Genomic DNA, 19,461 nt, shown 5'->3' with positions numbered 1-19,461 from the left:
GTGTATCCAGCCGCCCATATGATGCGGCGACGGGTTGGGCAGTTTTGTCCAAATTAAAAGAACAAACACGATATAGGAAAATGCATTATGGACATATTTGTTGTCGCGATTGGAATCGCGTTCTTTGCTCTATGCTTCGGCTACATCAAAGCCTGCGACAAGCTGTAAGTTTAGGGGATCGTAACATGCTTTTCGACTATATCCTCGGCGGCGCCGTGACCTTGTTTCTTCTCGCCTACCTGACATACGCCCTCGTTCGCCCGGAACGCTTCTGATCTCCGCTGGCAAGGAGCCAACCCCATGACAATCAACGGATGGCTGCAGATCCTCGTCTATTGCGGGATCGTCGTTCTGCTGGCCAAGCCGCTCGGCGGCTACATGCATCGCGTTTTCAGCGGCGAGCGCACATTCCTGTCGTCAATTCTGGCCCCGCTCGAGCGCGGGCTCTACCGCATATCAGGGACCAGCGAGCGCGAGGAGCAGCACTGGACCTCCTATGCGGCCGCCCTGCTGTTCTTTAACCTGGCCGGCTTCCTGGTGCTCTATTTCCTGCAACGGCTGCAAGGCGGCCTGCCCTACAATCCGGCCGGCATGACCGCCGTCGAACCTGAGCTGGCCTTCAACACCGCCGCCAGCTTCATGACCAACACCAACTGGCAGAACTACGGCGGCGAAAGCACGATGTCCTATCTCGTGCAGATGGCCGGCTTGACCGTGCAGAATTTTCTGTCGGCGGCGACTGGCGTCGCCATTGCGGTCGCATTGATCCGCGGCTTTGCCAGAGCCTCAGGCAAATCGATCGGCAATTTCTGGGTCGATATGACCCGCGGCACGCTCTACCTGCTTTTGCCCTTTTGCATCGTGTTGACTCTCGTCTATGTCTATCTCGGCATGCCGCAGACGCTCGCTGCCTACGTCAACGCGACGACGCTCGAAGGCGCGCAACAGACTATCGCGGTCGGGCCGGTCGCTTCCCAGGTTGCCATCAAGATGCTCGGCACCAATGGCGGCGGTTTCTTCAACGCCAATGCAGCGCACCCGTTTGAAAATCCCGACGCGATCTCGAACCTGATCCAGATGGTGACGATCTTTGCCCTCGGCGCGGCGCTGACCAATGTCTTCGGCCGCATGGTAGGCAACCAGCGCCAGGGCTGGGCAATTCTGTCGGCGATGGGCGTGCTGTTCATCGCTGGCGTTGCCGTCTGCTACTGGGCGGAAGCCGCCGGCAATCCGCTTGTTCATGCGCTGGGTGTCGACGGCGGCAACATGGAGGGCAAGGAGAGCCGCTTCGGCATCGCCCTGTCGGCACTGTTTGCCGTCATCACCACGGCCGCATCCTGCGGCGCGGTCAACGCCATGCATGACAGCTTCACCGCACTCGGCGGCATGATCCCCATCATCAACATGCAGCTCGGCGAGGTCATTGTCGGCGGCGTCGGCGCCGGCTTCTACGGTATCCTGATGTTCATCGTCATTGCCGTTTTCGTCGCCGGGCTGATGGTCGGACGCACGCCCGAATATCTCGGCAAGAAGATCGAGGCCAAGGAGGTCAAGATGGCTATGCTGGCCGTGCTCTGCCTGCCGCTTGCAATGCTGATCTTCACTGCTATCGCGGTGGTGCTGCCGACCGGCGTTGCTTCCATCGCCAATGCCGGCCCGCATGGCTTCTCCGAGGTTCTCTATGCCTACACCTCGGCCGCGGCGAACAATGGCTCCGCCTTTGGCGGCCTCAGCGGCAACACGCCCTGGTACAACGTAACGCTCGGCATCGGCATGCTGATGGGCCGGTTCCTGGTCATTATTCCGGCGTTGGCGATTGCTGGCTCGCTGGTTGCGAAGAAGACCGTCCCTGCCTCCGCCGGCACCTTCCCGACCGATGGTCCGCTGTTCGTCGGGCTGCTGGCCGGTGTCATCCTGATCGTCGGCGGCCTGACCTTCTTCCCGGCCCTGGCGGTCGGACCGATCGTCGAGCACCTGGCGATGATTCACGGTCAGACATTCTGAAACGGCGATGCCCTGGTTCAAGATCATACCTCGAAAGGTCCGGCATCGCCCCGAGCCGGAGGGGGAGAAAACGCCCCCTCCTTTCCCGACGCTGTCCACATTCCTCGCTATTGCGGCAGCCTTGATCATGATCTGGCTGCTGGCTTACGGGCCGCCGCACCTTCGTTCGGCACACGATCGACCGGTCAACAACATCGACACTGGAGCTACCAAATGAGCCCGTCGAAATCCGTGAGCATCATGGATACCCGCATTCTGTGGCCCGCTATCGGCGGTTCCTTCAGAAAACTGAACCCGCGCACCTTGATGCGAAACCCGGTGATGTTCGTCGTCGCCGTCGTCTCGGCGCTCACCACCGTGCTGTTCGTCAAGGATCTCGTTACCAGCGGCGGCGATCTTGGCTTCACGCTGCAGATCATCATCTGGCTGTGGTTCACCGTGCTCTTCGCCAATTTCGCCGAAGCGGTGGCCGAAGGCCGCGGCAAGGCGCAAGCTGACTCGCTGCGTCGGGCGCGAACCGAGACGCAGGCCAAGCTGTTGAACGGTGGCGACCGCAGCAAGTTCAAACTGGTGCCCGGCACCAGCCTGAAGGTCGGCGACACCGTGCTTGTCGAAGCCGGCGACATCATCCCCTCGGACGGCGAGGTGGTCGAAGGCGTGGCGTCGGTCAACGAGGCGGCCATCACCGGCGAATCCGCACCGGTCATCCGCGAATCCGGAGGCGATCGTTCGGCGGTGACCGGCGGCACGCAGGTCTTGTCCGACTGGATCCGCGTGCGCATCACTGCGGCTGCCGGTCATACGTTCCTCGACCGCATGATCTCGCTGGTCGAGGGCGCCGAGCGCCAGAAGACACCCAACGAGATCGCGCTCAACATCCTGCTCGTCGGCATGACGCTGATCTTCGTGCTGGCGACGGCGACGATCCCGAGCTTCGCCTCGTATTCGGGCGGCTATATCCCGGTGACCGTGCTGGTCGCCCTGTTCGTTACCCTGATCCCGACCACAATTGGCGCCCTGCTGTCGGCTATCGGCATTGCCGGCATGGACCGCCTGGTGCGCTTCAACGTGCTCGCCATGTCGGGGCGCGCCGTCGAGGCGGCCGGCGATGTCGACACGCTGCTGCTCGACAAGACCGGAACCATCACGCTGGGCAACCGTCAGGCGACGGCATTTCGTCCGGTCAAGGGCGTCACCGAACAGGAACTGGCCGACGCGGCTCAGCTTGCCTCGCTTGCCGACGAAACGCCGGAAGGCCGCTCGATCGTCGTCCTGGCGAAGGAAAAATACGCTATCCGCGCCCGCGACATGGCAAGCCTGCACGCGACTTTCGTGCCCTTCACCGCGCAAACCCGCATGAGCGGTGTCGATCTGGAAGGCTCCTCGGTCCGCAAGGGCGCAGTCGATGCGGTACTTGCCCACGTCAACCTCTCGACCGTTGCCACAGGCAGTATGCGCCCCGGCAGCGACACCGTCCGCGACCTTCAGGCGATCGCCGACGAGATCGCCAAATCGGGTGGCACTCCACTCGCGGTCGAGCGCGACGGGCGCCTGCTCGGCGTCGTCCATCTGAAGGACATCGTCAAGGGCGGCATCGCAGAACGCTTTGCCGAATTGCGCCGCATGGGCATCCGCACGGTGATGATCACCGGCGATAATCCGATGACCGCGGCGGCGATCGCGGCGGAAGCCGGCGTCGACGACTTCCTTGCCCAGGCGACGCCCGAGGACAAGTTGAAGCTGATCCGCGACGAGCAGGCCAAAGGCAAACTGGTCGCGATGTGCGGCGATGGCACCAACGATGCGCCGGCCCTTGCGCAGGCCGATGTCGGCGTTGCCATGAACACCGGCACGGTCGCGGCGCGCGAGGCCGGCAACATGGTCGATCTCGACAGCGATCCGACCAAGCTGATCGAGATCGTCGAAATCGGCAAGGCGCTGCTGATGACGCGTGGCTCGCTGACCACCTTCTCCATCGCCAACGACGTGGCCAAGTATTTTGCCATCATCCCGGCAATATTCGCCGCCTTCTACATCGCCCCGGGCCAGACCGCCGGGCCGCTGCAAGCGCTCAATGTCATGCATCTGGCGACGCCGCAGAGCGCTATCCTCTCGGCCATCATCTTCAACGCGCTGATCATCATTGCGCTGATCCCGCTGTCGCTGAGGGGCGTCAAATACCGCGCGGTCGGCGCCGGTGCGCTGCTCAGCCGCAATCTCATTGTCTATGGCCTTGGCGGCGTCGTAGTGCCCTTCGTCGGCATCAAGATGATCGACATGGCCATCACCGCTCTCGGTCTCGCCTAAGGAACCACGTCGATGCTCAATCAAATCAGGCCCGCGATCGTCATGATCGTCTTCTTCACCATTCTGACGGGTTTGGTCTATCCGATCGGCATGACCGGCATTGCCCAGGCGCTGTTTTCGCGCCAGGCCAATGGCAGCCTGATCGAGAAGGACGGCAAGCTCGTCGGTTCCGAGCTGATCGGCCAGGCTTTCGAAAGCGACCGCTACTTCCATGGCCGCCCGTCGGCTGCCGGCGACGGCTACAATGCCGCCGCCTCGGGCGGCTCGAATCTCGGCCCGACCAACCCGAAGCTCATCGACAGGATCAAGAGCGACGCCGAAAAGCTGAGAGCCGAAAACCCGAGCCAGCCGGTACCGATGAATCTGGTCACCACGTCCGGCAGCGGCCTCGATCCGCATATCAGCCCCGATGCGGCCTATTTTCAGGTTGCCAGGGTGGCCAAGGCCAGGGGCGTCGATGAATCCAGGATCAAATCGCTTGTCGACAGCCATGTCGAAGATCGCGAATTGGGATTCATCGGCGAGGCGGTAGTCAATGTGCTGGCCCTCAACCTTGCGCTGGACGATGCCATGAAACAGTGAAGGACCGGCGCCGGGATCGACACCGAAGCCGGCGCCGTTCATGATTGACCCGTATGCCAGACGACAGACGCACCGCCGAAACCAGGCCCTCTCCCGACGCGCTGCTCGAGCATGCCGAGCGGGAGGAGCGCGGCCGCCTGAGGATATTTCTCGGCGCCGCCCCCGGTGTCGGCAAGACCTACGAGATGCTGATGTCGGGCCGCGCCAGGCTGGCCGACGGGGTCGACGTGGTGATCGGCATCGTCGAGACGCACGGCCGCAAGGAAACCCAGACGCTGGTCGAAGGCTACGAGGTCATTCCTCGCCTTGAGATCGATTACAAGGGGCGGATCCTTGAGGAGATGAATCTCGACGCCATCCTCGCCCGGCACCCGGCGCTAGTTCTGGTCGACGAACTCGCCCACACCAACGTCGCCGGCAGCCGTCACCCCAAGCGCTATCTCGACGTCCAGGAAATCCTGACGCACGGCATCGATGTCTACACGACGCTGAATATCCAGCACGTCGAGAGCCTGAACGATGTCGTGGCGCAGATCACCCGCGTCAGGGTGCGGGAAACTGTCCCCGACTCCATAATCGACCAGGCCGACGACATCGAGATCATCGACCTCACCCCCGACGATCTGATCAAACGGCTTGAGGAAGGCAAGGTCTACATCCCCAGCACCGCCCAGCGCGCCATCGAGAACTATTTCTCGCCGGGCAATCTGACGGCGCTCCGGGAATTGGCGCTCCGCCGCACTGCCCAGCGGGTCGACGAGCAGTTGCTGACCCACATGCGGGCCCACGCGATACCCGGGCCTTGGGCGGCGGGGGAAAGGGTTCTCGTCTGCGTCGATGCGCGTCCGGGCGGGGCGGCCCGTGTACGCTATGCGCGGAGGTTGGCCGACCGGCTCCGCGCCCCTTGGACGGCGCTTCATGTCGATACCCCTCATTCAGCGGCCATGCCCGAGGAGGACAAGGATCGGCTGGCGACGCAGCTGCGCCTTGCCGAGCAGCTCGGTGCCGAGGTGACGACCATTCCGGGTCAGAACGTCGCGCAAGACATCGTTCGGCATGCGACGGCGAACAACTTCACCCATATCGTGATCGGCAGGCCGACCCGATCGCGTTGGCGGGAATTGATCGAAGGCTCGCTCACTTACGATCTCATCCGCAATGCCGGCGACATCAGCGTCCATGTCATTTCGGGAAACGAACGCAACGCCGAGGCGACTTCGAGGACCGTCAAGGCGGCGGACGAGCAGTGGCAGTTCGAGATCTGGCCCTATCTCAGGGCCACGGCCTATGTTGTTGGCTCGCTCGCCTTCGCCGTCCTTCTCGACCAGTTTCTCGACGTCCGCAATCTGGCGATCATCTTTCTCATTGGGGTCCTGACGTCGGCGGTGACCGGCGGTCTCTGGCCGGCTTTGTATGCCTGCCTCATCAGCGCCATTGCCTTCAACTATTTCTTCCTAGAACCACGCTACACGCTGACGATCGAGGATCCGGAGAGCATCGTTGCGCTGGCTGTCTTCCTGGTTGTTGCGGTCATTGGCAGCAATCTAACAGCGCGCGTGCAGCGTCAGGCGGTCGCCGCGCGCTCGCGGGCACGCGCCACAGAAGATATTTATCTCTTCTCAAAGAAGCTCGCCGGCGCTGGGACGCTTGATGACGTTCTCTGGGCGACTGCCTTCCAGATCGCCTCGATGCTGAAGCTGCGCGTGGTGCTGCTTCTGCCGGAGAACGGCACGATTGCGGTCAAAGCCGGCTACCCACCCGACGACACGCTGGCCGAGGCCGACATCGCAGCAGCCCGCTGGGCCTGGGAGCATAACCGCGCCGCCGGGCGCGGCGCCGACACGCTGCCCGGAGCAAAGCGCCTCTATCTGCCCTTGCGGACCGGACGCACGGCGGTAGGCGTTGTCGGCCTCGACAACGACAAGCAAGGTCCGCTGCTGACACCCGAGCAGCAGCGTCTGCTCGATGCGCTCGCCGACCAGGCGGCGGTCGCCATCGAGCGCATCCAGCTCGTCGCCGATGTTGACCGGGCCAAGCTTGCGGCCGAGGCAGACCGTCTGCGCTCGGCCTTGCTCACCTCCATTTCCCACGATTTGAAAACGCCGCTTGCCGCCATCATGGGCGCGGCCGGAACACTCAGGGACTTCGAGGCCGCGCTTCCCGAGCAGGACCGGGCGGAACTGCTGTCGACCGTGCTCGATGAAGCGGAGAGGCTTAACCGCTTCATCGCCAATCTGCTCGATATGACCAAGATCGAATCCGGCACGATGGAGCCGAACTATGCGTTTCACTATCTCGGCGACATTGTCGGTTCAGCTCTGTATCGGGCCCGCAAAATCGTCGGCGAGCATAAGACCGAGATCGACATTCCATCGGATCTGCCGATGTTGCGGGTCGACCCCGTTCTGTTCGAACAGGTGCTGTTCAACCTCCTCGACAATGCTGCAAAATACGCGCCGCCAGGTTCGACGATCCGCCTGCAAGCCTGGGCCGACAACGGCTTCGTCATCCTGCAGATCATGGATGAGGGACCAGGCATTCCGCCAGCGGATCTAGAGCGCGTTTTCGACACTTTCTACCGTGTGCGCAAGGGTGACCAGGTGCGTGCCGGCACGGGGCTCGGCCTGTCGATTTGCCGCGGCTTCATCGAAGCGATGGGCGGGACGCTCTTGGCGGCAAACAGGTCCGACCGCTCGGGGGCGGTTTTCACCATCAGGATGCAACTGGTGCCGGCGGAACTGCCCAATCTCGGCGAACCCGAGACGGGCCATCAAAATATGGACGATCTGGCATGACGAGCCTGGACGTCAGGATATTGGTGGTCGACGACGAACCGCCGATCCGGAAACTGCTTCGCGTCGGGCTTGGCAGCCAAGGCTATGCGATCAGCGAGGCGCCGAACGCCAGGGCGGCGATTGAACTCATCGCGACGGAAAAGCCGGACCTTGTGCTGCTCGATCTCGGCCTGCCCGGCATGAGCGGGCATGAGCTGCTCCGCAAATGGCGGGATGATGGCCTGGACATTCCCGTGGTTATTCTTTCCAGCCGCACCGACGAGGCCGGCATCGTCTCGGCCCTCGAACTCGGCGCCGACGATTATGTCACCAAGCCATTCGGTATGAACGAGCTTGTCGCACGCATCCGCGTCGCGCTTCGCCACAAGTTCCAGCAGCAGGGTGAGAGACCGGTGTTCCAGACCGGCGACCTCTCCGTCGATCTGGTGAAGCGCGTCGTCAAGATCGAGGACAAGGAGATAAAGCTCTCGCCGAAGGAATACGACATTCTTCGCACCTTGGTGCAGCACGCCGGCAAGGTTCTCACCCACCAGTTCCTGCTGAAGCAGGTCTGGGGCGATTCCACCGACGTTCAATATCTCAGAGTCTATGTCCGGCAACTCAGGCTAAAGATTGAAAAGACGCCCGACCAGCCCCGCTATATCACGACCGAGACCGGCGTCGGATACCGGCTGCGCGAAGTCGATTGACGCGACGAGCATCCGAAGCCGAAATGCCTCTTCCAATCTGCTTCAAATCAGCGGCGGCCATGGCGTCGCCGGACAAAAGCCCTATATTAAAAGAAGATTGGTTTTGTGCGGGAATGAACGAATGCCACGGCTTCGTCTATTGACGTTTTTAGGGTCGGCAATGCTGACTGCGTCGATGCTGTCGGGCGTAAATCCTGCTGCATCGGCACAGGTCGGCAGTCCCGCCGATCGCAACGTGTTGATCCAGCAAGACCAGTTGCAGATGTTGGAGAACAGGCTGCGGCGGCAGCAATACCAGCAGCAGCAACAGCAGTACCGTGCCCTGGATCGCCAAATCCCAATACCGCAACGGCAGGAGGTGCCGCAGATGAGGCCAACTTGCCAGTTGCTGCCGTCAGGGAGCGGCTTTGTCAGCACCTGCCGCTGACGACCGGTCCCTTTCATTTATTTAGCCGACTTATATACTGGGGAAACCGCTCCGCCTGCGCCCCATTGAAAGCGGGCGAGTTTGCAACGCTGCCCTTGCCGTCTGGGCACCGATTCGACTGGATTATCGAATGGCAGCCAGCAAGAAGAAGGTTGTACGCAAGGCAAGGAAGGGCGACGGGGTTCGCCAGGTCGCGGCGATTCCCTTTCGGCTGAACGAGCATGGCGATGTCGAGGTGATGCTGGTCACATCGCGAACGACGAGGCGCTTCATCGTACCGAAGGGCTGGCCGATGAAGGGCAAGAGCGGCCGCAAGGCAGCCACCATCGAAGCACAGGAAGAAGCCGGTGTTCTCGGCAAGACACTGAAACAGCCTGCCGGCACCTACCACTACTGGAAGCGGCTGGCGAACCGCTTCGTTCGCGTCGATGTCGTCGTCTATTTGCTTGAGGTAACCGAGGAACTTGCCAAGTGGCAAGAAGCCAAGAGACGGCAGCGGGCATGGCTGACGCCGACCGACGCGGCGTTGCTGATCGACGAGCCGGATCTTTCGACGCTGGTGAGGAACATCAGGATTGCCGAACTGGAGCATAATCCCAAAAAGCAGAGTCCGGCGTTCGGAAAAGATCCCGCTCAATAGAAGATGGAGGCATGCCCCAACTGTGTCGGGATGGAATTGGTTTCCAGCGCCCGCCGCCCCCGTCTCTTGAACCGATGCCTCACTGACTGCCATCGTCTTCCTCGGGCAGAGGCCGCGCCGGCGTGCCGGTATAGGCCCACAGCCATTCGCGCGGCAGTGGCCCTTTGTTGCGTTCGCTCTCCTGCGACTGTTCCCATGCATGTGCGAGGATGCCGACGGAGCGCGACAGCACGAAAAGGCCCCGCGTCAGCGGCGGCGGGAAGCCGAGCTCGCCGTAGATGACGGCCGTGGCGCCGTCGATATTGAGCGGGATTTTTTTGCCCTTGCGCCGCGAAACCTCGGCCTCGACCATCTCGGCGATATCGGCGAAGCGCCCGCTGACGACGCCGCGCGCGGCAAAGTCACGGGTCAGCTCGATGAGGCGGGGCGCCCGCGGGTCGACCGGGTGGAAGCGATGGCCGAGCCCGGGCACATAACCGTCCTCCCCAGCAAGGAAATGATCAACCCGCAGCGACACGGCGCCCGTGAGGGGCACGCCGGCGTCCACTTCAGCGGCGATGTCGCCGTAGAAGGAAAGCGCCTGTTCGCCGGCGCCGCCATGCACATCGCCAAGCACGTTGATGGCAGATGCCATGGCGCTGTTGATGCCGACGCCGCACGTGATCGCCATGCGGGCGATGGCGATCGACGGCGCCTGCGGCCCATGGTCGACGGCAGCACCCAGCGCGATGCCGAGCAGCGCCGCCTGCTCCTCGCTCGGCAGTTCGCCGCGCAGCATGAGCCAGATCATTGCCGGAAAGCTGACGCGACCGATCAGATCCTGGATTTCATAGCCGCGCAGCCGGATGACGCCGGGGCGCATCTCGATGATGCCGGTCTGCCACCATTCCTCGCCGCGCGCGCGGCCAGCCTTGTTTTCCGTGTCGCTCATGGCTTCTTTTCCGTGCCGCTCATGCCTTCGCTCTTTTCTTGGCGCGTGGCGGCAGGTTGGCAAAAACTTCGTCCATATGCTCGCCCAGCCCCGGCGGCGGCCTGCTCGGCAAAGGTGCCTCGCCATCGACCATGAAGCCGCCGCGCACCACGGTCAGCGGCCTAGCCATCCCGGACACGGCCTGGAAGCGTACCGTCATGCCGCGCTCGATCACTTGTCTCTCTTGCAGTACCTGCGGGATTGTCAGCACCCGGCCTGCCGGCACGCCGGCGCGATTGAACGTCTCCTCCCAGGCGGCGGCCGAGCCGCTCGCCAAGGCATCCTCGATCAGCGCTTTCAATGCAATGCGGTTCTGCTTGCGCGTTTCGCGCTCGGCAAAGCGGACATCCGACGCCAACTCCGGCCGACCGATCAACCGGCACAGTGTGACGAACTGCTCTTGCTTGTTGGCGGCGATGTTGAGCAAGCCGTCGCCGGTGCGAAACGCGCCAGACGGTGCGGCCGTCATGTTTTCATTGCCCATCGGCTGCGGCTCGACGTCCGCCGTCAGATAGTTCGACACCGGCCAGCCGAGCGCAGAAAGCGTGCATTCGAGCATCGACACGTCGAGGAACGCGCCCTCGCCAGTCGTCTTCTGCTTGACCAGTGCGGCGGTAATGGCGAAGGCTCCGACCAGCCCGCCAAGCGTATCGGCGACGGGATAGCCGACACGCAGCGGCGCCGTTTCCGGTGTACCGGTGATGCTCATGATGCCGGAAAGACCCTGGATAATCTGGTCGTAGGCTGGATTGTCGCGCATCGGCCCGGTCTGGCCGAAGCCCGATATCGCACAGTAGACAAGGCTTGGCCGGACCTCCTTCAGCCTGGCATGGCCAAGCCCCAGCCGGTCCATTACGCCGGGGCGGAAATTCTCGACCAGCGCGTCGGCCGAAGCGACCAGATCGAGGAAGCGTTCGCGGTCGGCCTCCTGCTTGAGATCGAGCGCCACCGAGCGTTTGCCGGCATTCTGCGCCAGGAACGAAGCGCCCATGCCCGCCCGGTTGAGCTCCGGCGAGGCGCCGAGCTGGCGCGCCAGATCACCACCTTGCGGCGTCTCGACCTTGATGACGTCGGCCCCGAGCAACGCCAGCTGGTAGGCGCAATAGGGGCCGGCCAGCACATTGGTCAGGTCAAGGACGCGGATGCCGGAAAGCAGGTCTGTCATGACGTCACGAACAGCTCAGGCATCGCCCGGCACGTGCTCCGGTCCACGCATGCGCCTGTGCTCGATGTAGGCCCAGATATGCGGTCCAACCAGGCCGATGAAGGCCAGCGTCAGCAGCGTCAGCGACAGCGGATGCTTGTAGAACACCGTCCAATCGCCGTTCGAGATGGTCATCGCGCGGCGGAACTGCGTTTCCGCAAGCGGCCCGAGAATCATGCCGATGATGACCGGCGCGGTCGGGAAATCGAAACGCCGCATCAGGAAGCCGGCGGCACCGAGCAGATAGAGGATGACGAGGTCGATCGGCGATTGCGAGATACCGTAGGTGCCGACCGTGGCGAACACGAGGATGCCGGCATAGAGCTGCGGCGCCGGGATCTTCAGCAATCGCACCCAGAGCCCGATCAGCGGCAGGTTGAGGACGACGAGGATGACATTGGCGATGAACAGGCTGGCGATCAGCCCCCACACCAGGTCGGCCTGCGTCGTCAGCAGCAGCGGCCCCGGATTGATACCGTAGCTCTGGAACGCCGACAGCATGATCGCGGCCGTCGCCGAGGTCGGCAGGCCGAGCGTCAGCATCGGCACCAGCACGCCGGCCGCGGATGCATTGTTGGCGGCCTCCGGCCCGGCAACGCCCTCGATGGCGCCGACGGTGCCGAACTCCTCCTTGTGTCTGGAGAGTTTCTTCTCGATCGCATAGGAGAGGAAGGTCGGGATTTCGGCGCCGCCGGCCGGCATGGCACCGATCGGGAAGCCGATCAGGGCACCGCGCAGCCATGGCTTCCACGAGCGCGCCCATTCGGCCGCGGTCATGTAGAGCGAGCCCTTCAACGGCACGATATCGTCCTTGCCGGCATAGCGGCGCGAGGCCATGTAAAGCGTCTCGCCAACGGCGAACAGGCCAACGGCGACGACGATGACGTCGACGCCGTCCAACAATTCGCTCATGCCGAAGGTGAAGCGCGGCTGCCCCGTCTGCAGGTCGACGCCAATCATGCCGACGACGAAGCCGACGAACAGACTGGTCAGGCCGCGCACCGAAGACGAGCCGAGCACCGCCGAAACCGTGATGAAGGCCAGCACCATCAGCGAGAAATATTCGGCCGGGCCGAAGGCCAGCGCGAATTTGACGACGATCGGCGCCAGGAAGGCAACGCCGATCGTGCCCAGCGTGCCGGCGACGAAGGAGCCGATCGCCGAGGTCGCCAGGGCCGCACCGCCACGGCCGGAGCGGGCCATCCGGTTGCCTTCCAGCGCGGTGACGATGGTGGCGCTTTCGCCAGGCGTGTTGAGCAGGATCGATGTCGTCGAGCCGCCATACATGGCGCCGTAGTAGATGCCGGCAAACAGGATGAAGGATGCCTCCGGCGCCACCTGATAGGTGATCGGCAACAGCAGCGCGATGGTCAGTGCCGGCCCGAGGCCGGGCAGCACGCCGATGGCAGTCCCCAGCGTGGTGCCGACCAGGCACCATATGAGATTGATCGGCGAGAAGGCGACCGAAAATCCGTGCGCGAGATGGCCAAGCGTTTCCATGGCGTCAGCCCCTCAGCATGGCAACGATCGAATCGACGGTCGCATTCAGCTGGTTTTCGATGAAGCCGGCACCGATATTGACGCCAAGCGCCCTGGCAAAGCCGAAATAGGCGGCCAGCGCCAGGATCAGCCCGAGCAGCACGTCACGCAGCGGACGCCGGCTGCCGAAACCGTGGCAGATGAGAACGAACATGATGACAGATGCCGCGGTAAAGCCGAGCGGCTGGATCAGCACCAGATTGGCGATCAGTCCGAGGGCGACGATGCCCATCGCCTTCCAGTCGGTCGGCGTCTCCTTTTCGTCCTCCGGCTGCCATCCGCCCCGCAAGGCGGCAATGATGAGCAGCAGCGACAGGATCATCATCCCGGTCATGGTGATGTAGGGAAAGACGGTCGGACCGACCTTGGAATAGAGCGGCGAGACCGGGATTGCCAGCGTCTGCCAGGCAACCGCACCCGCACAGGCGAGGAGCCCAACGCCGATCAGCAGTTCGGGCACTGCAAGGCGCGGCGGCGCCTGCTGGTCGCTGGTGCTCATCATCGTCCTCCCAATGCCAGCCCCGAGGGCCGGTTCTCCCTGGACCGGTCTCACTCGGCCGATCTCGGCCTAGTTTCACCTCCGGCGCCGCGTATGTCCATGCGGCTGGCGAAAATCGGCAAGGGTTGGGCGCAGGCCGCCCCTTGCCGAGAGCATCACGCCAGGCCGAGGTCCTTGAGGATCGTCCCGATGCGGGCCGTGTCTTCGGCGACGAATTTCGCATAATCGTCACCGGTGAGCAGGATCTGCGTCCAGTTACGGTTCTTGCATTCGGTGGCCCAGGCGTCGCTCTTGGCCATGGTCTCGATCAGCTTGATCATTGCTGCCTTGTCGGCGTCCGAGACGCCGGGCGGTGCGAAGACGCCGCGCCAGTTGAACAGCTCGACATCGATGCCGGCTTCCTTCATCGTCGGCGCATCAATTCCCTCCTGGCGTTTATCCGCGGAGATGGCCAGCAGCCGCAGCGCACCCGCCTTGACCTGTTCGGCGAACTCGCCATAGCCGGAGATGCCGGCCGCGACCTGGTTGCCGAGCAGCGCCGACAGCGCCTCGCCGCCGCCGGCAAACGGCACATAGGAGAGATTGGTGGCCGGAACACCGACGGTCTTGGCGATGAGGCCGAACAAGATGTGGTCCGAGCCGCCAGCCGAACCGCCGGCGACCGGAACCTGCGTCGGGTCGGCTTTGAGGGCGGCAACAAAGTCGGCCGCAGTCTTGAATGGCGAGGCGGCCGGCACCACAAGCGCCTCGAACTCGCCAGTAAGGCGGGCGATTGGCGTGACTTCGGTAAGGTTGTTAGCCGCCTTGTTGGCGATGATCGCGCCGACCATGACCATGCCAGCCACCATCAGCGCATTGCCCTTGCCCTTCCACTGGTTGACGAATTGCGGCAGGCCGACAGTACCGCCGGCGCCGCCGACATTGGTGATCTGCGAGCCGGAGATCAGTTTTTCGCTGCGCAGCACCTGGTCCATGGCGCGCGCCGTCTGGTCCCAGCCGCCGCCCGGCGCCGCTGGCACGAAAATCTGCAGCTGCGGCGCGTCCTGCGCGAAGGCGGGAATAAAATGCGATGCCGCGAGTCCGGCAGCACCTGCTGCCGCGGTGCTCATCAAGAATCGGCGTCTGTTCAGCATGGGATTCCTCCAAATCGCGACACCTCCTCCGGTGCCTGCCAGAAACGTGGCCTGACTTCAGACCCGCTCGATAAAATTCATGCAGAGTTTGCGTCTTCCTGTCAAAGACAGAACACGCCGCATGCGGCACAATCGGCCTGCACGATTTTCAGGCTGGCGAACCGGACGCCCGAAGACGACGTGGCAGGCAGTGCCAAACAACATCCGTCAGGGTTGCCGCTCCAGCAGGATGGTCGGCTTGCCTTGGTAGACGGTTCGCAGCACTTCGCCATAACCACATTTTGCCGCGACGTTCAGCGATCCGGTGTTTTCCGGATCGATGATGCAGACGGTCTTCGCGGCGCCGAACGTCTCGTCGCCCCAGGCAAGCACCCGTGCGACGACTTCGCTGGCCAACCCGTGGCCATGCGCGCCCAAAACCAGAGCCCAGCCGGCCTCCGGAATGCCCTCGATCGACGGCGTCATGTCGCGTTTCAGATCGTGAAAGCCGGCCTCGCCGATGAAGCGGCCAGTCGCTTTTTCCTCGATCGCCCAGAAGCCGTAGCCCAGAAGCGACCACAGGCCGGCGTGGCGCAGGAAGCGCATCCAGCTTTCCTCCCGCGTGCGCGGCTTGCCGCCGATAAAGCGGGTGACGGCGGGATCGGCCCACATCGCGACATAGGCGTCGAAATCGTCAAGCCGGTGCGGCCGCAGGACCGTGCGCGAGGTCTCAATTACTGGGGCGACAATTGTATGCGGACTGGCCATGGTCATGTCTCGGTTGTTGCCCGTGCAGGTCTTCCAAAAGTGGGGACAGCGACACGCCCGAGACGGGAAATCCAAATCCGTTGCGAAAAACAAGAGCCAAGGCTGTGTAGATCATCTTCCAGGCTGATGTGAATCCTGCCAGGCGGTGTTAGTTTTTCTCCAGTACTGGTTCAGGCGCGTTGGGTTCCGGCGCTGCCGTCCGACAGAGGGAAAACAGCATGGACACGACCGACCTTGTGCTTGCCATCTTCCATCATCTGCTGGTGTTTTCGCTGGCAGGCATCATCGGCGCCGAGTTCGTCCTGATCCGCAGCGACTTGTCCGCCGCGACGCTGAAGCGGCTTGTCGGCATCGATCGCCACTACGGCATCATCGCCATGCTGATCATCGTCGCCGGCATCGGCCGCGTCATCTATGGTCTCAAGGGCTGGGAATTCTACGTCTACAACTGGATGTTCTGGGCAAAGATGGCCGCCTTCGCAATTGTCGGCCTGTTGTCGATTATCCCGACCGTCCGATTCCTGTCCTGGAACAGGCAGGCGAGCGCCAGTCCCGGCTTCCAGGTGCCTGCGGCGGAGCTAGCGTCCGTTCGCAGCTATGTCCGCACCGAGGCCTTCATCTTCCTCTTGATCCCGGTGTTCGCGGCGGCGATGGCGCGCGGCTACGGTTATTAAGATAGGTCGGAGGAAGGGCATCGCGCGGCCCAACCTTTCCACTCATTTGCGCGGACAAACGTGCAGTTTGCCGTTCGAGGCTGATTGTCATTTGTCGGGTTGCGCTAGTTATTGCTCCATCTACATTCGGTTTTGAGAGGAACTCCGCGCAGCGGTTGGTAATTCGTATCCTGGGAGGAATCACGATGAGAAAATTCGTCGCCGCGCTGGCTGCCGTTGCGGCCGCCATGCTTTACCCACCGGCCGCTGGCGCGCAGACCTACCCCGAACGCACGATCAGCATTGTCGTGCCGTTTTCGGCCGGCGGCCCGACTGACACCGTCACGCGTCTTGTCGCGGAAGCCATGTCGAAGGACCTCGGCCAGCAGGTCATCGTCGAGAATGTCGGCGGCGCCGGCGGCACACTGGGCGCGGGCCGCGTCGCAAATGCCGAGCCTGACGGCTACACGCTGCTCCTCCATCACATCGGCATGGCGACAAGTGCTACGCTCTACAGAAAGCTCGCCTACGACACGCTGAACGCATTCGAATATGTCGGCCTCGTCACCGAGGTGCCGATGACCATCGTCGGCCGCAAGGACCTCGAGCCGACCGATCTGAAGGGGCTGGTCGACTACGCCAAGGCTAACAAGGACAGCATCACCGTTGCCAATGCCGGGATCGGTGCCGCCTCGCATCTGTGCGGCATGCTGTTTATGAGCGCCATCGGCACGCCGCTGGTCACCGTACCATATAAGGGCACCGGCCCGGCCATGACCGATCTTCTCGGCGGCCAGGTCGACATCATGTGCGACCAGACGACCAATACCACCAAGCAGATCCAGGGCGGCACGATCAAGGCTTATGCCGTAACCTCGCCGCAACGGCTAGACGTGCTGCCGGACGTGCCGACGACGATAGAGGCCGGTCTTCCCCAGGTGCAGGTCGGCATCTGGCACGGCATCTATGCACCCAAGGGCACGCCGGCCGAGATCACCGAACGCCTGTCGAAATCTCTGCAGGTGGCGCTGAAGGACCAGAACGTCGTCGCCCGATTTGCCGAACTCGGCACCAAGCCGTCGCCCGAGGCCGATGCCACGCCGGCCGCGCTCAAGGCCAAGCTGGAAAGTGAGATTGCGCGCTGGAAGCCGATCATCGAAGCGGCCGGCCAGTACGCCGACTAAAGGTTTTTAACGGGGCGCCGCCGGCGCCCCGTTTTTACACCGGCATCGGCACGCCCGTGAGGCGGGCCGGGAGGACGTCATGAAACCTTTCGCAATCGACAGAGCCAACGGCATATGCGCCGCGCTGTTGATCTTTATTGGCGTCTTTTTCGCGCTGCAGTCGCTGGGCCTCGAAATCGGCACCGCCTTTCGCATGGGGCCGGGCTATTTCCCCCTGGTTCTGGCGATCGTGCTCATTCTGCTCGGCGCCGTCATCCTAGTCGAGGCAGTGCGCTTCGAGAGCGAGCCGATCGGTTACATTGCGTGGCGCGGCATGCTGTTCATCCTGCCTGCTCCGATCTTCTTCGGCCTGACGGTGCGCGGCCTCGGCTTCATCCCATCGATCTTCCTGGCGGCGCTGATCGCATCGTTTGCCAGCGGCCGCATGAAGCCGCTGACCGCGCTCGTGCTGTCGGCCGGCCTGACGCTGTTCGCGTTCGCCATCTTCAGCTACGCACTCGGCCTGCCGTTCCGGCGTTTCGGCCCGTGGTTGCCACTGTCGTTGTGAGGAGATGAAATGGAACTCCTCAACAATCTCGCACTCGGCTTTTCGACGGCCACATCTTTGGCAAACCTCGGTTTCTGCCTGATCGGTGTCCTTCTCGGCACGCTGATTGGTGTCCTGCCCGGTATCGGCGCCACCGCAACCATTGCCATGCTGTTGCCGATCACCTTCCAGATCGGCGATCCGGTTTCCTCCCTGATCATGCTCGCCGGCATCTATTACGGCGCGCAGTATGGCGGCTCGACTACCGCTATTCTCATCAACATGCCCGGCGAATCCTCGTCGGCCGTCACCGCCATCGACGGCTACCAGATGGCCAGGAAAGGCCGCGCCGGGGCGGCACTGGCGACCGCGGCGATAGGCTCGTTCTTTGCCGGCACGGTGTCGACCTTCCTCGTCGCCATCTTTGCCCCGCCGCTGACGGCGATAGCGTTGAAATTCGGTGCTGCCGAGTATTTTTCGCTGATGATTGTCGGTCTGGTCTCGTCCGTCGCGCTCGCCCACGGCTCGATCGTCAAGGCGCTGGCCATGGTCGTGCTCGGCCTGCTGCTCGGCCTTGTCGGCACCGATATCTACACCGGTACACCCCGTTTCACGCTCGGCATCCGCGAATATGCCGACGGGCTGAATTTCGTCGCAGTGGCGGTCGGTGTCTTCGGCGTCGCCGAGATACTGCGCAACCTCGAAAACGAGCATGAGCGTTCCGTGCTGATCCGAAAGATCTCCGGCCTTATGCCGACCCGCGAAGATTTTCGGCGCATGGCGGCTCCCATCGTGCGCGGAACGATCATCGGTTCGGCGCTCGGCATCCTGCCGGGAGGCGGCGCGATCCTTGCCGCCTTTGCCTCCTACACCGTCGAAAAACGTGTCTCGAAAAATCCCGGGGAATTCGGCAAGGGCGCCATCGAAGGCGTCGCCGGACCGGAATCGGCCAACAATGCCGGCGCCCAAACCTCCTTCATCCCGATGCTGACGCTCGGCATTCCGGCCAACCCGGTAATGGCGCTGATGATCGGCGCTATGATCATCCAGGGCATCGTGCCCGGCCCCAATGTCGCCATCGAACAGCCTGCGCTGTTTTGGGGTATCATCACCTCGATGTGGATCGGCAATCTGATGCTGATCATCTTGAACCTGCCGCTGATCGGGCTTTGGGTGAAACTTCTTACCATCCCCTACTACGTGCTCTTCCCGATCATCATGGCGTTCTGCTCGATCGGCGTTTACAGCGTCAACACCAACGTCTACGACCTCTATGCCGTCGCCTTCTTCGGCTTGCTTGGCTACCTCCTGACCAAGCTGCGCTGCGAACCTGCGCCGCTGCTGCTCGGCTTCGTGCTCGGCCCGCTGCTCGAGGAAAACCTGCGCCGCGCCATGATCCTCTCGCGCGGCGATCCGAGCACCTTCGTGACGCGGCCGATCAGCGCCAGCCTGCTCCTCATCGCGCTTGCCGTGCTCGTCATCGTGTTTCTCCCCGCGGTCAAGAAGAAGCGCGAGGAGGTGTTTGTCGAAGAGAGTTCCTGAACGTGGACGGCGCCACATGC

The 19,461-nt window shown here is 62.9% G+C and carries 18 protein-coding genes; 12 read left to right on the top strand and 6 right to left on the bottom strand.

Translation table 11 applies throughout. The features are described 5' to 3' along the window. Positions 1–185 precede the first annotated feature (185 nt). The 8 genes from NKH93_RS00615 (at position 186) to NKH93_RS00580 (ending at position 9,444) form a co-directional block, all read left to right on the top strand. Positions 186–275 (top strand): K(+)-transporting ATPase subunit F, encoded by a 90-nt coding sequence (locus tag NKH93_RS00615; protein WP_023675300.1) that lies wholly within the window; start codon positions 186–188, stop codon positions 273–275. Between the two features lie 25 nt (positions 276–300). Further along, positions 301–2,004, top strand: coding sequence for a potassium-transporting ATPase subunit KdpA (kdpA, locus tag NKH93_RS00610; RefSeq protein WP_352539403.1), 1,704 nt, complete (start codon positions 301–303; stop codon positions 2,002–2,004). A gap of 213 nt (positions 2,005–2,217) precedes the next feature. After that, positions 2,218–4,311 (top strand): potassium-transporting ATPase subunit KdpB, encoded by a 2,094-nt coding sequence (gene kdpB / locus NKH93_RS00605; RefSeq protein WP_352539404.1) that lies wholly within the window; start codon positions 2,218–2,220, stop codon positions 4,309–4,311. 12 nt (positions 4,312–4,323) lie between these two features. Further along, positions 4,324–4,893: a potassium-transporting ATPase subunit KdpC gene (gene kdpC, locus NKH93_RS00600; protein WP_023675296.1), complete on the top strand. Its 570-nt coding sequence runs from the start codon at positions 4,324–4,326 to the stop codon at positions 4,891–4,893. Between the two features lie 53 nt (positions 4,894–4,946). Further along, positions 4,947–7,688 (top strand): DUF4118 domain-containing protein, encoded by a 2,742-nt coding sequence (locus NKH93_RS00595; protein WP_352767753.1) that lies wholly within the window; start codon positions 4,947–4,949, stop codon positions 7,686–7,688. Continuing rightward, on the top strand, positions 7,685–8,377 hold the full coding sequence (locus tag NKH93_RS00590) for a response regulator transcription factor (RefSeq protein ID WP_352818277.1): 693 nt from the start codon (positions 7,685–7,687) through the stop codon (positions 8,375–8,377). The genes NKH93_RS00595 and NKH93_RS00590 overlap by 4 nt, the downstream gene beginning before the upstream one ends. A gap of 121 nt (positions 8,378–8,498) precedes the next feature. Then, positions 8,499–8,804, top strand: coding sequence for a hypothetical protein (locus NKH93_RS00585; RefSeq protein WP_352818280.1), 306 nt, complete (start codon positions 8,499–8,501; stop codon positions 8,802–8,804). 130 nt (positions 8,805–8,934) lie between these two features. Beyond that, complete coding sequence (locus tag NKH93_RS00580) at positions 8,935–9,444, top strand: NUDIX hydrolase (protein ID WP_352469451.1); 510 nt, start codon at positions 8,935–8,937, stop codon at positions 9,442–9,444. A gap of 79 nt (positions 9,445–9,523) precedes the next feature. Here the strand turns inward: NKH93_RS00580 and NKH93_RS00575 are convergent, their stop codons facing one another. The 6 genes from NKH93_RS00575 to NKH93_RS00550 all read right to left on the bottom strand — a co-directional run bounded on the left by NKH93_RS00575 (position 9,524) and on the right by NKH93_RS00550 (position 15,542). Further along, a complete protein-coding gene (locus tag NKH93_RS00575; protein WP_352469450.1) occupies positions 9,524–10,375 on the bottom strand; it encodes a citryl-CoA lyase in 852 nt (283 codons plus the stop codon). Positions 10,376–10,394: 19 nt separating this feature from the next. After that, positions 10,395–11,579, bottom strand: coding sequence for a CaiB/BaiF CoA transferase family protein (locus NKH93_RS00570; protein ID WP_352469449.1), 1,185 nt, complete (start codon positions 11,577–11,579; stop codon positions 10,395–10,397). Between the two features lie 15 nt (positions 11,580–11,594). Then, the gene (locus tag NKH93_RS00565) at positions 11,595–13,118 is read right to left on the bottom strand and encodes a tripartite tricarboxylate transporter permease (protein ID WP_352469448.1); all 1,524 of its coding nucleotides are present in this window, start codon (positions 13,116–13,118) and stop codon (positions 11,595–11,597) included. A 4-nt stretch (positions 13,119–13,122) separates the two neighbouring features. Beyond that, complete coding sequence (locus NKH93_RS00560; protein ID WP_352469447.1) at positions 13,123–13,656, bottom strand: tripartite tricarboxylate transporter TctB family protein; 534 nt, start codon at positions 13,654–13,656, stop codon at positions 13,123–13,125. A 155-nt stretch (positions 13,657–13,811) separates the two neighbouring features. Further along, positions 13,812–14,789 (bottom strand): Bug family tripartite tricarboxylate transporter substrate binding protein, encoded by a 978-nt coding sequence (locus NKH93_RS00555; RefSeq protein ID WP_352453995.1) that lies wholly within the window; start codon positions 14,787–14,789, stop codon positions 13,812–13,814. Positions 14,790–14,996: 207 nt separating this feature from the next. Beyond that, positions 14,997–15,542 (bottom strand): GNAT family N-acetyltransferase, encoded by a 546-nt coding sequence (locus NKH93_RS00550; protein WP_502896413.1) that lies wholly within the window; start codon positions 15,540–15,542, stop codon positions 14,997–14,999. A 212-nt stretch (positions 15,543–15,754) separates the two neighbouring features. Here NKH93_RS00550 and NKH93_RS00545 point away from each other — a divergent pair, with 212 nt between their 5' ends. The 4 genes from NKH93_RS00545 (at position 15,755) to NKH93_RS00530 (ending at position 19,441) form a co-directional block, all read left to right on the top strand. Then, positions 15,755–16,210, top strand: a complete 456-nt coding sequence (locus tag NKH93_RS00545) for a DUF2214 family protein (RefSeq protein WP_352469445.1) — start codon at positions 15,755–15,757, stop codon at positions 16,208–16,210. Positions 16,211–16,395: 185 nt separating this feature from the next. Beyond that, a complete protein-coding gene (locus tag NKH93_RS00540; RefSeq protein ID WP_352469444.1) occupies positions 16,396–17,373 on the top strand; it encodes a tripartite tricarboxylate transporter substrate-binding protein in 978 nt (325 codons plus the stop codon). Positions 17,374–17,452: 79 nt separating this feature from the next. Next, positions 17,453–17,920, top strand: a complete 468-nt coding sequence (locus NKH93_RS00535) for a tripartite tricarboxylate transporter TctB family protein (RefSeq protein ID WP_352469443.1) — start codon at positions 17,453–17,455, stop codon at positions 17,918–17,920. A gap of 9 nt (positions 17,921–17,929) precedes the next feature. Then, on the top strand, positions 17,930–19,441 hold the full coding sequence (locus NKH93_RS00530) for a tripartite tricarboxylate transporter permease (protein ID WP_352502656.1): 1,512 nt from the start codon (positions 17,930–17,932) through the stop codon (positions 19,439–19,441). The last annotated feature ends 20 nt before the right edge of the window (positions 19,442–19,461 follow it).

The organism is Mesorhizobium sp. M0954 (assembly GCF_040319155.1).
In the GTDB taxonomy this organism is placed as follows: Bacteria; Pseudomonadota; Alphaproteobacteria; order Rhizobiales; family Rhizobiaceae; genus Mesorhizobium.
Note: the sequence above shows the minus strand (reverse complement) of the source record. Positions and strands in the feature narration are given on the sequence as shown.